This window comes from Telluria sp. ZB4P36 (genome assembly GCF_059685865.1).
On sequence record NZ_JCASIE010000017.1, the window covers coordinates 63,465 to 77,419 of the forward strand.

A 13,955-nucleotide genomic window follows, 5' to 3' on the forward strand; every position below is an offset into this window, starting at 1 on the left:
GCCCCCGCAGCGGAACACACACATGATCCCGACCACGGACCGGCAAGCCCCGGCGATTGCGATCGCCTGGGAATGCCTGAGCAACTACACGCGCGACGACGCCTTCAGCGCCCGCCTCACGCTGCGCAACGAGTCATCCGAGCCGATCGCGCCCGGCTGGGCAATCCGCTTCAATACCTGCCGCAAGGTGCTGGCCGACAGCGTCAGCCAGGGCTATGCGATCGCGCACCTGAACGGCGACCTGTTCTCATTGCGCATGCCGGGCGGCGGCCCCTGGCTGCCCGGCGTCACCCACACGGTGGACTACGAGGCCCTGCACTGGGCGATCAGCATCACCGATGCGCCGCTGGGCTTCCACCTGCTGCCGGGCGGAGGCGGCAAGCCGCTCGACCTGGGCGACCCGGAGATCGCCCCGTTCGCGCGCCCGGAACAGCGCCACCGCATGCGCGGCGACGCGCTGCCGACCGCCGACGCGGCCTGGCGCTTCGAGCAGAACGCGGCGCTGCACCTGCTGCCGGATGCGGCGGTGGGGCGCATCACGCCGCGTCCGCGCTTTGCCGAGTTCGACGGCCGCCGCTGCGTCCTGTCGCGCCATGCGCCGCTGGGCTACGAGCGCGCACTCTGGAACGAAGCCTCGCTGCTGGCCTCCATGCTCGGCAGCCTGCCGGGACTGGTGCCGGGCGGTTCGGCCGAGGTTTGGCTCGAGCTGGGCGAGATCGCGGAGGTGGAAGGACCGGAAGCCTACCTGCTCGAGATCGCGCCGGGCCGGGTGCGCATCCGCGGCGCCAGCCCTCACGGCGTGTTCAATGGACTCCAGACCCTGGGCCAGCTGATGGCGCCGGACGGCGTGCTGCCCGCCGGGCGCGTGCTCGATGCGCCGCGCTTCGGCTACCGCGGCATGATGCTCGACGTCGCGCGCCACTTCGCCGGCGTGAGCACGGTGTTGCGCCTGCTCGACTGCATGGCCAGCTATAAACTGAACCGCTTTCACTTCCACCTGACCGACGACGAAGGCTGGCGCCTGGCGATCGGCGCGCTGCCCGAACTGACCTCGGTCGGCGCCCGCCGAGGCGTCGCGCTGGACGGCAGCCCCTGCCTGCCGCCGTCCTTCGGCTCGGGAGCCGACATCGACGGTTCCGCCGGCAGCGGCTTTTATACGGCCTCGGAGTTCGTCACCATCCTGCGCCATGCCCATGCGCGCCACATCGAGGTCATCCCGGAGTTCAACATGCCGGGCCATGCGCGCGCCGCCGTGGTGGCGATGCGCGAACGCTACCGGCGCCTGCTCGCCGCCGGCGATCTCGAGGCGGCCGGCGAATACCTGCTGCACGATGCGGACGACGCCTCGCGCTACGAATCGGTGCAGCTGTGGCACGACAACGTGATCTGCATCGCCCTGCCTTCGGTGGACCGCTTCATCGACACCGTGGTGGGCGAGGTGTGCATGCTGTACCGCGAGGCCGGGGTGCCGCTGCGCGTGATCCATACCGGCGGCGACGAGGTGCCGGTCGGGGCCTGGCTCGGCTCGCCCGTGTGCCGCGCGCGCATGCGGGAGCAGGGCTGGAGCGTGCAGCAGCTGCACGACGATTTCGTCGAACGCTGCCGCAGGATCCTGGCGCGCCACGGCGTGGAATTCGCCGGATGGGACGAAACCGCGTTGGTGCGCGAGGGCGACCGGATGCTGCCCAATCCGCGCTTCGCCGGTCCCGGCTTCCACGTCTACGTCTGGAACAATGCCTGGGGCTCGGGCCAGGAAGACTGTGCCTACCGCCTGGCGAATGCCGGCTACGACGTGGTGCTGTCGAACGCCGCCAACCTGTACTTCGACCTGGCCTACGCCAAGCATCCGCAGGAACCGGGCTATTACTGGGCCGGTTTCGTCGGCACCCGCAATGCCTTCGGCTTCTGTCCGCTGGATGGGGGCGCGCTGCCGGGACCGGACCCGATGGGGCGCAGCCTCGCTGGCGAGGTGCTGGGCGCGCTGCAGCCGCTCGGGGCGGAGGCGCGCGGCCGCATCGCCGGCCTGCAGGGGCAGCTGTGGGGCGAGAACGCACGCTCGCGGGCGCGCCTCGAATACCTGGCGCTGCCGCGCCTGATCGGGCTGGCCGAGCGGGCCTGGGCGCCCGACCCGGGCTGGCAGGACATCGACGATCCCCGGGAGCGCGCCAGCGCGGCCCTGCGCGACTGGAACGAATTCGCCAACCGCCTCGGACAGCGCGAGCTGCCGCGCCTGGACCGCGCGCGCCGGCCCTGGGACTACCGGCTGCCGCCGCCCGGCGCGATCGTGCGCGACGGCGTGCTGCATGCGAATGTCGCCCTGCCGGGCCTGGCCGTGCATTACACTCTGGACGGACTGGAGCCCACGTCCTGCAGCCCGCGCTACGCGGGGCCGGTGGCGGTGGGCGGGGCGTGCGAGGTGAAGCTCGCGAGCGTCGACACCCGCGGCCGCGCCAGCAGAATCGTGACCTTGACACTGGAATCGCCATGACCGCCATGAATGCGCTGCGCAGCGCCGCGCCGGCCACCCGCCATCCGCTGGCCTGGGTGCCCACCCTCTACCTGGCCCAGGGACTGCCGTTCTACGCGGTGGCGCTGGTGGCCGGCCTGATGTACAAGTCGATGGGCGTGCCCAACGAGCAGATCGCGCGCTGGACCGGCCTGCTCGGCCTGGCCTGGGTGTTCAAGGCCTTGTGGAGCCCCTTCCTCGAACTGGCGCGCAGCAAGCGCGGCGTGGTGGTGTGCTTCCAGCTGGCGGGCGGCCTGGCCATGGCGGCGATGGCGCTGGTCCTGCAGCTGCCGGCCTGGTTCGCCGCATCGATCATCCTGTTCGCGGTGGTGGCGCTGGCCTCGAGCACCCACGACATCTGCGCCGACGGCATCTACATCGCCAGCCTGAGCGAGCGCCAGCAGGCCGCCTACGCCGGCTGGCAGGGCGCCTTCTTCAATGCCGCCAAGTTCCTGTCGATGGGCGGCCTGGTGATGCTGGCCGGCTTCCTCGAAGACCGCATGGGCCCGGGGCCGGCCTGGGCCACGGTGTTCGGCCTGCTCGGCGCCCTGATGGCCGGTCTCGGCCTGTATCACCTGTGGGCGCTGCCGGCGACGCCGGCCGTGCGGCCGCAGGGCGGGGCGCGCGGCGTGGCCGGCACCCTGCTCGACGTGATCCGCGCCTTCTTCGCCAAGCCCGGCATCTGGATGGCGATCCTGTTCATCATCCTGTTCCGCGCCGCCGAAGGCCAGATCCAGACCATCGGCCCGCTGTTCCTGCGCGATGCCCGCGCGCTTGGGGGCCTGGGCTTGACGACGGCCCAGGTGGGGGCCGTGTACGGCACTGCCGGCACGGTGGCCTTTTTGGCCGGCAGCATCGCCGGCGGCTACTTCACCGCCGCCCTCGGCCTGCGGCGCGCAATGCCTTTCCTGCTCGTCGCCATGAACCTGCCGAACGCCGTGTTCTGGTACCTGAGCGTGGCGCAGCCGGAATCCCTCGGCGTCATCGCCACCGGCCTGGGTGTGGAGATGTTCGGCTACGGCTTCGGCTTCGTTGGCGTGATCCTGTTCATCATGCAGGTGGTGGCGGCCGGGCCTTACCAGACCGCGCACTATGCGCTCGGCACCGGCTTCATGCAGCTCGGCTTCGTGCTGTTCAAGATGATCAGCGGCGACATCCAGGCGGCGCTCGGCTACCGCGATTTCTTCCTGTGGGTGCTGGTGGCGGCGCTGCCGGTGCTGGTGCTGAGCCGTTTCGTCTGGCGCGCCGCGCCGGCGACGCCGATTAACGCTTCTTGATCGGCAGCGCCAGCAGCCCGCGCCACTTGCCGGCACAGTCGCGCGCGACCTGCTGGATGTGCGGGCGCGTGCTGTCGAAGCGCCATACCGACTGCTTGTCGAGCCAGTCCTCGTACATCGAGCGGAAGCGCGGCCACTCGTGGCGGAAATCCAGGCAGGCATAGATGCCGGCCGGGAGCACGCGCATGCCCAGGGCGCCATCCGAGGCTTCGCCGGTGTGGCCGAAGTCGTAGCAGTATTCGCTCTCGCCGGTGAAGCCGGGATCCTCGTCGAACACCCCGTACCAGGGCGCGCCGTGGGCGATGCCGTCCAGGCGTTCGCGCTCGCAGATGAAGGTATTGCAGGCGATCGACAGCGCGGCGCCGGACTGGCCGAAGAAGCGCTGGTAGCGCAGGGGCACCGCCGGCAGGCTGCGCACCGCGATGCGGGCGGCGATGCTGCCCGGCTCGGGCGGGCAGTAGGGCGCCAGGATGATGTCGAGGTTGGACGGCTCGGCGACGAAGAAGCTGACGTCGCTCTCGCGCCCGACCTGCTGGTCCATGTAGGCGCGCCAGCCGCCTTCGCGCCAGGCCTTGGCCGACATCGCGAACTGCTGCTTGAAGGCCTTGGCGAAGGCCGCGTTCGACGGAAAGCCGCAGTCCTGGGCGATGCGCACGATCGGCACGTCGGGTTCGTGGCGCAGCTGGTGGGCGGCACGGCGCAGCCGCCGCTTGCGCTGGTATTCCACGGCCGAGAAGCCGGTCAGTTCGCGGAAGATGCGGTCGAAGTGGTAGCTGGAATAGCTGGCCGACGCCGCCAGGCCCTCGAGGGCGAGCGGTTCGCCGACCGAGTCGAGCATCAGGTCCATGACTTCGTACAGGCGCGAAGTGCGTGACAGGTGTGGAGGCGCCTTGATGGACATCGCGTAACGAGCTTGCTGTTATTACAGCGATTATGCGGCCAAAAGCCTTGTCGCGGCGAACTATGTGCTACTTGTGCAACACATGCAGATGTCCTGTCAGCCCCCGAACGGCTGGTAGTGGATGCCTTCCGCGATGATCTCGGCCACCGCGCTGCGGTTCTCGTTGCTCTCGCTGAACTCGGCCAGCAGGGAAGGCAGGTCCACCAGCTTGCGGTCGAGGACACCGACCCAGAAGTCGAAGCCGGCCTGCTCGGGATCGCGGTCGAGGATGTTGCGGTACATCCGGGTGACGATGTCGCTGTTCGTCGGCGCGGCGCCGTACAGGCTGGTGAACTCCTGCGAGCCGACGAAGTGCGCGGCGACGTCGCCGAAGGCCATGCCGCCGTCCATCGCCGCGATCCAGTAGCCCAGGCCGCCCTCGTCGGGCGTGCGGTCGAAGGCGGCGCGGTAGATGCGGTAGGCGCGGCCGGCCACGGAGTCCGGCCCCGTGTCGAGCGCGAGCGCGCCGTCGGCGAAGACCAGGCGCTCGACGTCGATCAGCCAGTCCTTGCCGTCGCCGGCGCCGCCGCGCCCGTCGGCCACGTAGAGGTTCAGGTCGTAGAGCGGCTCCAGCGTGTACTGGGCGCGCGCGCCGCCGAACACCGCGGTATCGATGCCGGCGCCGCCATGCAGCAGGTCGTTGCCGGCGCCACCCAGCAGGACGTCGTTGCCCGCCCAGCCGTCGAGCTGGTCGGCCAGCTGGCCGCCCTGCAGGCGATCGGCATCCGAGGTGCCGGTCACCGGCGCCGCCAGCGCGGGGACGGCGCCGTCCGGCGTATGGCCGTAGCGCATGTTGGCGGCCGTGAGCGCGCCGGCGGCCACGTTCTTCAGCGTGACCAGGTCGGCAAAGGACGACGCGGCGTTGGCGCCGTCGGCATCGTACTGGACCACGGTGTCGAGGCCGCGCTGCTCGAGCCGGAAGTAGCCCGAGGCAAAGGGAGACTGGCGGGTCCAGCCCAGCGCTTCGAAGATGTCGAGGACGTCGCCCCCGGCTCCGGCCTGGAAATCGACGACGGTCCAGCTGCCCGACTGGGGCGGCGCGTCGAAGCTGAAGGTGTCGCTGCCGGCGCCGCCGCTGATGAGCAGGTCCGGGGCCGCCATGCCGGCGCCGCGCACCTCGATGCGGTCCTGTCCCTCGCCGCCGTCCACGGTGACCGTGTAGCCGGCCGTCTGGCCCTGCGCCAGGAAGGACGGCGCGGAGACGCGCAGCAGGTCGTCCCCCAGGCCGCCCATTAGCGTGTCCTTGCCCCAGGTGCTGAGCAGGGTGTCGTTGCCGGCGCCGCCGTCCAGCACGTCGTCGCCGGTTCGCTCGGCCGTCCAGGGGGTGTAGGAACCGGGGCGGGCGCCGACCCGGTCGCCGTCGAGCAGGTCGTCGCCGTCGCCGCCCGCCAGGCGGTCGTTGCCCATCGAGCCGAACAGGGTGTCGTTGCCGGCGCCGCCGTTGAGATTGTCGTCGAGCCAGCCGCCGCCGTAGTGGTCGGCGCCGCCCGTGCCGCCCAGCGCCTGGCCGGCGGAGGAACCGTCGGGATTGAAGCCGAAGGCGAAGTTCAGGGGCGTGAGCAGGTTCTTGTCGACGTTGCGCAGCACCAGCACGTCTTCCCACGGCGAGGTGGCGAGCAGGGCGGCCCTGGCCTGGACCACGGTGTCGGCGCCGCGCTGTTCCAGGCGCACGCTGCCGTTCTGGGCAAAGGGATTGCCGCCGGTAGCCAGCGCGATGCGCGAGATGTCGACCAGGTCGCCGCCGGCGCCGGCCGTGAAATCGGTGACGGTCACCGTGCCGGCCCCGACGGGGGCACGGGTCTGGGCGATGAAGGTATCGCTGCCGCTGCCGCCGCTGAGCTGCACGGTCAGCGCCGCAGCCGCGCCGAGCGCGGTTTCGAAGCTGTCATTGCCTTCGCCGCCGCGCGCGTCGATGGTTTGCGGCCCGTCGGCGCTCCAAAAGCCACTGATGAAGAAGCCGTCGTCGCCGGCGCCGCCGTCGAGCAGGCCGCTGCCCCGGCTGGAAGTGAGGGTGTCCTTGCCGGCGTCGCCGTACAGCGTGTTGCTGCCGCTCGATGCCGCCTCGAGCCGGTCGTCGCCGTCGCCGCCGCGCAGGACGTTGTTGCCGCGGCTGTCGTACAAGCTGTCGTTGCCGGCGCCACCCAGCAGGGTGTCGTCGCCGTCCTCGCCGTCCAGGGTATCGGCGCCGTCGCCGCCATCGAGGCTGTCGTTGCCGGCGGCCCCGAACAGTGCGTCGTCGCCGCCCAGGCCGTTCATGACGTCGGCGGCGGCGCTGCCGTGCAGGGTGTCGGTCCCTTCGCTGCCGGCGGCGGATGCGATGGGACTATCGGCGCCGACGGCACCAGACTGGGCGAAATGCAATTCGGACATGGCGGTTGATATAGCTGAGACCGCTACTATCCCGCACTCAACAAGCGTTGTCCATGGGCAAAAGCGTTTCCTTTTCAAGGTGGCAAGGGAAGCGCCGCCCTGTGGACGGGAACGTGGCGCCGGTGCGACGATGCTGTTGACACTGTCACCATTGGATACCGGTTTGCTATGCTAGCGGCTTCGCCGGGCGGCGCCGTGCCGCCGGGCCACCTCATGCGAGTAAGGAGCAGAACATGGTGTCGCTGCAGGAGCAGTTGCTGAAGGCCGGGCTGGTCGACAAGAAGAAGGTCAAGCTGGTCAACCAGGACAAGAGCAAGCAGAAAAAGATCGAGCGCCGCACCGGCCAGGAGTCGGTCAACGAATCGCGCGAGGCCGCGCTGGAAATGCAGCGCAAGAACGCCGAGCGGGCGCGCGAACTGAACGCGCAGCGCGACGCCGCCGCCGCCGAGAAGGCGGTCAAGGCGCAGATCGCCCAGCTGGTAGAGCAGAACCGCCAGCCGCGCGGCAAGAATGGCAAGGGCGACATCGCCTACAACTTCACGCACGGCAGCAAGATCGAGCGCATCTACGTGTCGGAGCAGGTGCAGCAGCACCTGGTGGCGGGCCGGCTGGTGATCGTGTTCCTGAAAGGGAACTACGAGCTGGTGCCGAAGGTCATCGGCGAGAAGATCGCCGAGCGCGATCCGGGCAGCGTCATCCAGGTCAAACAGACCAGCAACGAGGTCGATGCCGACGATCCCTATGCCGACTTCAAGATTCCGGACGATTTCACCTGGTAAGACGACCTGAGCGGTATTGAACAGCTATCTTTGACGAATTTGCGTTACACTTGCGATGTCTCGCATTTGTAGCGGGAAGCTCATCAAATAACTGTTCAACGGCGGGTCAAATGAACGACAGAATGGATGAACAACGGGGCGAGAGCCGCGAAGTGACTTACCGCAGCGGCGTTGCCGCGCGCCTGGCCGGCTTGCCCGTGGAGACCTTGCGGGTCTGGGAGCGGCGTTATGCGCTGTCGGATACGCAGCGTTCGGCGCACGGTCAGCGTCTCTATACGGCCGAGCAGGTACGCCGCCTCGGCCTGCTGAAGCAGCTGGTCGACCTGGGACACCCGATCGGCGTCCTGACCGGCCTGCCGGTCGAGCGCCTCGAAGAAATGATCGCGCCGAACGTGGCGCGCGCGGCCGACGTCAGCGGGCCGATGCGCGCGCTGGTGGTGGGCGACAGCCTGGTACGCCGCATCGCCGCCAGCGGCCGCGACGGGCGTGCACTGCAGGTGCAGCAGCACTGCGCCCGGCTCGACCAGCTGGCCGCACTCCCGGGCGGGAGGGCGCTGGACGTGCTGCTGATCGAATCCTCCGAACTCGACGAGACCGCGGTCGCGCAGATCGCGGCGGCGCGCGAGGTCGCGCGCCCGGCGGCGACCGTGGTGCTGTACCGCTTCTGCGGCAGCGCCATCATCCGCGCGCTGCGCGCCCAGGGCTGCCTGGTGGCGCGCGTGCCGGCCGAGATCGGCGAACTGGTGCTGCTGTGCCGTTCGGCGCTGGCGGGGCAGGGCTTGCCCGCGCCCGAGCCGCAAGCCGAGCTGGTGGCGCCGCGCCGCTTCGACGACCAGGCGCTGGCGGCCATCACGGCGGCCGGCAACCGCCTGTCCTGCGAATGCCCGCGCCACCTGTCGGACATCCTGATGATGGTCGGGAGCTTCGAGCGTTACAGCGCGCAGTGCGCCTCGCGCAACCAGGAAGATGCGCGCCTGCACCGCGAGCTCGAGCTGGCCTCGGGCCGCGCCCGCATGGTGCTGGAAGCGGCGATGGAAAGGCTGGCGCTGGCGGAAGGCTTGCCGATGCCGGCCAAGCCGGCCTGAGCGAAGGAGCCCAGCATGGCAGGCGCTTTCAAAGCCGGCGACAAGGTGCAATGGCAATCGTCGCAAGGCACCGTATACGGCACGGTCAAGAAGAAACTGACCTCCCCGACCGAGATCAAGGGACACCACGTTGCCGCTTCGCGCGAGCATCCCGAATACCTGGTGGTCAGCGACAAGACCGGTGCCGAGGCGGCGCACAAAGCGGACGCGCTCAAGAAGGCCTGAGGCTTGGTAAACTTCCTGCTCGATGACAATTGATTGGTCTTCCCCGGCGCAGTGCGTCGGCTACGTGATCGCCCCGCCCGGGCGACGACGCGTCCGTACAACACATGTTCAGTATTCGTAGTTCCCGAGAGAACTAAAAGTATCCGCGTGGTAACATTTGTCCCATCGTGCACCGGCGTCTTCCTGCGATAGGACGCTGCACTCACACTGGTCTTCCAGCAGTCCATCGGTAGCTTTACCTTCTGCAAACCCGAAGGAAACACCTACAACACAGCCTGGGCCCGTTCATGGGACGCGGTTGAAGCTGGCGTGATTTCACAGGGAGCCGGCCATGTCCGACACACGCGCGCACATTTGCATAGACAGCAGCGAGGCAGGCACGTCCTCCGCCCGTTCCGCCCGGGCCCGGCTTGTCGAGGGCCTGGCTCGCCCGATGGCGGGCCAGCCCGCGCTTCTGCTGGCCTGCCTGCTGCCGGCGCTGTGGCTGGTGGCCGCGGCCTTCCTGCAGCACGTGCATGACAGGACGCTCGAGGATGCGGGAACGGAGACCGGCAACCTGACCAGGGTGATGGCTGAAGAGGCGCAGTCGTCGGTGCGCGCGGTCGAACGTACCCTGGTCGACCTGCGCGAACGATGGCTGGAAGAACCCCACAATTTCGCCGGCAAGCTGCGCCTGCGCCAGTCTCAGCTGAGCGAGACGACGATCGCCTGGGTGAGCATCCTCGATGCGGACGGCAAGCTGGTGTTCACGGACCGCAGTGCCGAGGCGGGACAGGTCGACCTGAGCGACCGTGACTACTTCAGTGCGCTGCGCAAGGCCACGCACGACCAGCTGTTCATCAGCCAACCCGTCACCGGACGCGTGTCCGGACGCCGCGGCATCGTGTTTTCGCGGCCCCTGTTCAGGGAAGGACGCTTTGCCGGCGTCATCGTCCTGTCGGTGGCGCCCGACTATTTCCTGCGTTTTTCACACAAGATCGTGCTGGGGCGCGATCCGGCGATCATGCTCGTGCGGGAAGGCGGGCAGGTACTGGCGCGCTCGCCCGAACCGTCCGGCGCTCCCGGGCAGGTCCTGCACGAAGCCCCCTTTTCCGCGCCGGCCGCGCCGGTCTCCGGAGTGTTCCGCATGCTGTCGCCGTTCGATGGAGTCGATCGCCAGTATGCCTGGAATACCTTGCCCCAGCACGGCCTGACGATGGTGATCGGCCGCTCGGTCGAGGCCGTGCTGGCGCCCTACCGGCGGGTACGCCAGGCGGCGATGTGGAGCACCGGCATCCTGACGCTGCTGCTCGCGTGGAGCGCCTGGGTGATGTTCAAGGGAACACGCGAGCGTGACGCGGCGCGCCGGGCGGCGGACCAGGCCGCGCGCGAAGCGCAGGCCGCCGAAAGCCTGTTCCGCAGCGACCAGCGTTTCCGCCAGCTGGCCGATGCGATGCCGCAGATCGTCTGGACCGCGGAGCCGGACGGCAGGGTCGATTACGCCAACGATGTTGCGCGCACCTATTCCGGCTATGATGACCTGTTCGGCCCCGGGCAGGGCTGGACCCGGATCCTGCACCCGGACGATGTTCCGCCCACCCTGGCCGCATGGGGCGGCGCGGTAGCCAGGGGCGAGGTGTTCCAGACCGAATACCGCATTTTCCGGGCCGCCGACAGCAGCTACCGCTGGCACCAGGTCCGCGCCCTGCCGATCCGGGACGACCACGGCAGCATCGTCAAATGGTATGGCAGCGCCACCGACCACCACGACAGCAAGCTGGCGAACGACCGGATCAGCCGCCTGGCCACCAGCCTGGGCACCATTCTCGAGTCCATCACCGACGCCTATTATTCGCTCGATGCCGACTGGCGCTTTACCTATGTGAACAAGGAAGCCGAGCGGCTCATGTGCCGCAGCCGCGACACAATGCTCGGCAAAAGCCTGTGGGACGAGTATCCGGAGCTGGTCGGGTCGGCGCTCGAACAGGAATACCGGCGCGCGTCCGACCAGGGCAGCACCGTGTCCTTCGAGTTTTTCCATGCCCCGACCGCTTACTGGTTCATGACCCGGGTGTCGCCGTCCAGCGAGGGCGTGACCGTCTATTTCGACGACATCACCGAGCGCCGCCGCCTGCGCGTGTTCAAGGACGAGCAGACCCGGTTGCTGGAGAACATCGCGGCCGGCGCCACGCTGCCGGACGTCCTCAAGGCGGCAACCCATATCATCGCCGCCTCCGACCCGCTGGCCGGCTGCGCCGTCATGCTGCTCGGCGACAGCGGGGATTCGCTGCGCCAGACGGTTGCGTCCGGCCTGCCCCCTGGCCTGGAACAGGCACTCGACGGCGCCGCCGTCCGCGAGGAGGGCCTGCCATGCGGGCGTGCCGTGCTGTTGCGCCGTCCCGTGATCGCCGCCGACCTGCGCGCCGAGCCTGCCTGGAACGCGGCCGGCCTGGCCGCATGCGCGTCCTCGGTGGGGGCTTGCTGGTCTTACCCGATCCTGGCCAGCGGCGGCGAAGTGTTCGGCACGATCGACGTGTATACGCGGACGGCGCGCCCGCCGGTCCCGGTCGAACTCGAGATCCTCGGTTCCTGCGCCCATACGATCAGCATCGCCATCGAACGCGAGCGTGCCGAGCAGAAGGCATGCCAGAGCGAAGAGAGGCTGCGCCTGCTGCGCCGCGCGATCGAAGCGAGCGCCAATCCGATCGTCATCCGGAGCGCCCGGGGGCCCGACTATCCGGTCGAGTACGTCAACCCGGCCTTCGAGCGCGTCACCGGCTATCCGGCCGCCGAGGTGCTCGGCAAGCCCCTGATGCTGCTGTTCGGCGAGGACTGCGGGCAGGCTGCCATTGCCGAGCTGGATGGCGCACTGGCGCAGCAGCGCGAAGGCCACGCGGCGGTCCGCAGCTACCGCCCGGACGGCACCCTGGTCTGGCTGGAATGCTACTGCTCGCCGGTACGGGATGGCAGCGGCAGCGTGACCCACTTCCTGAACGTCATGTACGACATCAGCGCCGCCAAGCAATACCAGGCGGAACTGGAGTACCAGGCCCACTACGATGCGGTGACCGGGCTTGCCAGCCGTTCGCTGCTGGTCGGCCGGACCGGCGCCGCCATCGGCAAGGCCCTGGCCCAGGCCGGCCAGGTCTGGGTCGCGAGCATCAATATCGACCGCTTCAAGCTCGTCAACGAAACGGTGGGCCACCAGGCCGGCGACATGGTGCTGCAGCTGCTTGCCCAGCGCGTGCAGGGCCTGCTCGGCGCCGGCGACACCGCGGCGCGCGTCGGCGGCGACGAGCTCATGCTGCTGTTCGCCGAGGGCAACGACGAGCATGCCGTGGTGGCCAGGCTGGAGGACATCAAGGAAGCGATCGCCGCGCCGCTGCAGGTCAACGGGCACGAGCATTTCCTGGGTTCGAGCATGGGCATCGCCTCCGGTCCGGCCCATGGCGACGATGCCGAAACGCTGATGAGGAACGCCCACGTGGCGATGGGGCAGGCCAAGGCGGTACGCAGCAATCACCTTGAATTCTTTACCCCCGCGATGAACGAGCGCGCGAGCGACCGCCTGCGTCTCGAGCGCGACCTGCGCCATGCGCTCGAACGCGGCCAGCTGCTGCTGCACTTCCAGCCGCAGGTGAATGCGAGCGACCGCCGCATCGTCGGCATGGAAGCCCTGCTGCGCTGGCAGCACCCGGAACTCGGCATGGTAGCGCCCGACCGCTTCATCCGCATCGCCGAGGAAACCGGACTGATCGTGCCGATCGGCGCCTGGGTCATGCGCACCGCCTGTGCCCACGCCAAGCAATGGCAGAGCCTGGTGTCCGGAAAACTGCGGGTGGCCGTGAACCTCGCGGCGAGCCAGCTCTACCACGATGACCTGGTCGGCCTGGTCGGCAGGACGCTCAGCGAAACCGGACTCGCGGCCGAGTGCCTGGACATCGAACTGACGGAAAGCCAGGTGATGGCCGATGTCGAGCACGCGCTTGGCGTCATGCAGCGCCTGAAGGCGATCGGCGTCAAGCTGTCGCTGGACGACTTCGGCACCGGCTACTCCAGCCTTTCCTATCTCAAGCGTTTCCCGATCGATGTCCTGAAGATCGACAAATCCTTCGTGCGCAACCTGGCGACCGACCCCGACGATGCCGTGATCGCGCGCTCGATCATCACGCTCGGCCAGAGCCTGCAGCTGCAGGTGATTGCCGAAGGCGTCGAGACCGAGGAGCAGTTCGCCTACCTGCAGCGGCATCGCTGCGACCAGATCCAGGGCTATTTCTTCAGCCGCCCGCTGGCTGCGGCCGACTTCGAACGCCTGCTGGTCGAGGACAGGGCGCAGCCGCAGGCCGAGGATGCCCCATCCGGCAAGCCGACCCTCCTGATCGTCGACGATGAAGAAAACGTGAGCGCGGCACTGTACCGGGTCCTGCGGCGCGACGGCTACCGGATCCTGCGCGCCAAGTCGGGCCAGGAGGGACTGGCGCTGCTGGCCATGCATGAGGTGCAGGTGGTGTTGTCGGACGAACGCATGCCCGGCATGAACGGCACGGAATTCCTGTCGCGGGTCAAGGCCATGTACCCGGACACCATCCGCATCATGCTGTCGGGCTATACTGCGGTCGACGCGATCATCGCCGCCACCAACAGCGGCGCGGTGTTCCGCTTCCATGCCAAGCCCTGGGACGACGACGCCCTGCGCAACAGTATCGCGGAAGCCTTCCGCTATCACTGGCTCATCCATGGCAAGGGCGTGGCGCAGGCCTGACGCGCGCAGCATCAGCATCCGCACGGGGGAAC

At 68.8% G+C, this 13,955-nt stretch carries 8 protein-coding genes; 6 read left to right on the forward strand and 2 right to left on the reverse strand.

Features of this window, described 5'->3' with window-relative positions; all coding sequences use genetic code 11:
* The first annotated feature begins 22 nt into the window (after window positions 1-22).
* Window positions 23-2,488 (forward strand): family 20 glycosylhydrolase, encoded by a 2,466-nt coding sequence (locus AC56LK_RS19590; RefSeq protein WP_497186155.1) that lies wholly within the window; start codon window positions 23-25, stop codon window positions 2,486-2,488.
* Entirely contained in the window at window positions 2,485-3,783 is a 1,299-nt protein-coding gene (locus tag AC56LK_RS19595; RefSeq protein ID WP_497186156.1) for an MFS transporter, read from the forward strand. Before AC56LK_RS19590 ends, AC56LK_RS19595 begins: the two co-directional genes overlap by 4 nt.
* Here AC56LK_RS19595 and AC56LK_RS19600 read toward each other — a convergent pair.
* Window positions 3,770-4,684 (reverse strand): helix-turn-helix domain-containing protein, encoded by a 915-nt coding sequence (locus AC56LK_RS19600; RefSeq protein ID WP_497186157.1) that lies wholly within the window; start codon window positions 4,682-4,684, stop codon window positions 3,770-3,772. The two genes, AC56LK_RS19595 and AC56LK_RS19600, sit on opposite strands and share 14 nt — an antisense overlap.
* Before the next feature lie 96 nt (window positions 4,685-4,780).
* Window positions 4,781-7,093: a DUF4214 domain-containing protein gene (locus AC56LK_RS19605; RefSeq protein WP_497186158.1), complete on the reverse strand. Its 2,313-nt coding sequence runs from the start codon at window positions 7,091-7,093 to the stop codon at window positions 4,781-4,783.
* Between the two features lie 233 nt (window positions 7,094-7,326).
* Between AC56LK_RS19605 and AC56LK_RS19610 the strand changes: the two genes are divergently transcribed.
* The 4 genes from AC56LK_RS19610 (at window position 7,327) to AC56LK_RS19625 (ending at window position 13,923) form a co-directional block, all read left to right on the forward strand.
* On the forward strand, window positions 7,327-7,872 hold the full coding sequence (locus AC56LK_RS19610; protein WP_497186159.1) for a DUF2058 domain-containing protein: 546 nt from the start codon (window positions 7,327-7,329) through the stop codon (window positions 7,870-7,872).
* Window positions 7,873-7,994: 122 nt separating this feature from the next.
* Window positions 7,995-8,957, forward strand: a complete 963-nt coding sequence (locus AC56LK_RS19615; protein ID WP_497186160.1) for a MerR family transcriptional regulator — start codon at window positions 7,995-7,997, stop codon at window positions 8,955-8,957.
* 15 nt (window positions 8,958-8,972) lie between these two features.
* Window positions 8,973-9,182 carry a hypervirulence associated TUDOR domain-containing protein gene (locus AC56LK_RS19620; RefSeq protein WP_497186161.1) on the forward strand — a complete coding sequence of 70 codons (210 nt, stop codon included), beginning with the start codon at window positions 8,973-8,975 and terminating at the stop codon, window positions 9,180-9,182.
* A gap of 433 nt (window positions 9,183-9,615) precedes the next feature.
* A complete protein-coding gene (locus tag AC56LK_RS19625) occupies window positions 9,616-13,923 on the forward strand; it encodes an EAL domain-containing protein (protein WP_497186162.1) in 4,308 nt (1,435 codons plus the stop codon).
* Window positions 13,924-13,955 lie beyond the last annotated feature (32 nt).

Bases quoted from the DNA above. Each gene is read 5' to 3' on its own strand.
- AC56LK_RS19590 (WP_497186155.1), top strand. From the start codon at position 23: ATGATCCCGACCACGGACCGGCAAGCCCCGGCGATTGCGATCGCCTGG.
- AC56LK_RS19595 (WP_497186156.1), top strand. From the start codon at position 2,485: ATGACCGCCATGAATGCGCTGCGCAGCGCCGCGCCGGCCACCCGCCAT.
- AC56LK_RS19600 (WP_497186157.1), bottom strand. From the start codon at position 4,684: ATGTCCATCAAGGCGCCTCCACACCTGTCACGCACTTCGCGCCTGTAC.
- AC56LK_RS19605 (WP_497186158.1), bottom strand. From the start codon at position 7,093: ATGTCCGAATTGCATTTCGCCCAGTCTGGTGCCGTCGGCGCCGATAGT.
- AC56LK_RS19610 (WP_497186159.1), top strand. From the start codon at position 7,327: ATGGTGTCGCTGCAGGAGCAGTTGCTGAAGGCCGGGCTGGTCGACAAG.
- AC56LK_RS19615 (WP_497186160.1), top strand. From the start codon at position 7,995: ATGGATGAACAACGGGGCGAGAGCCGCGAAGTGACTTACCGCAGCGGC.
- AC56LK_RS19620 (WP_497186161.1), top strand. From the start codon at position 8,973: ATGGCAGGCGCTTTCAAAGCCGGCGACAAGGTGCAATGGCAATCGTCG.
- AC56LK_RS19625 (WP_497186162.1), top strand. From the start codon at position 9,616: ATGGCGGGCCAGCCCGCGCTTCTGCTGGCCTGCCTGCTGCCGGCGCTG.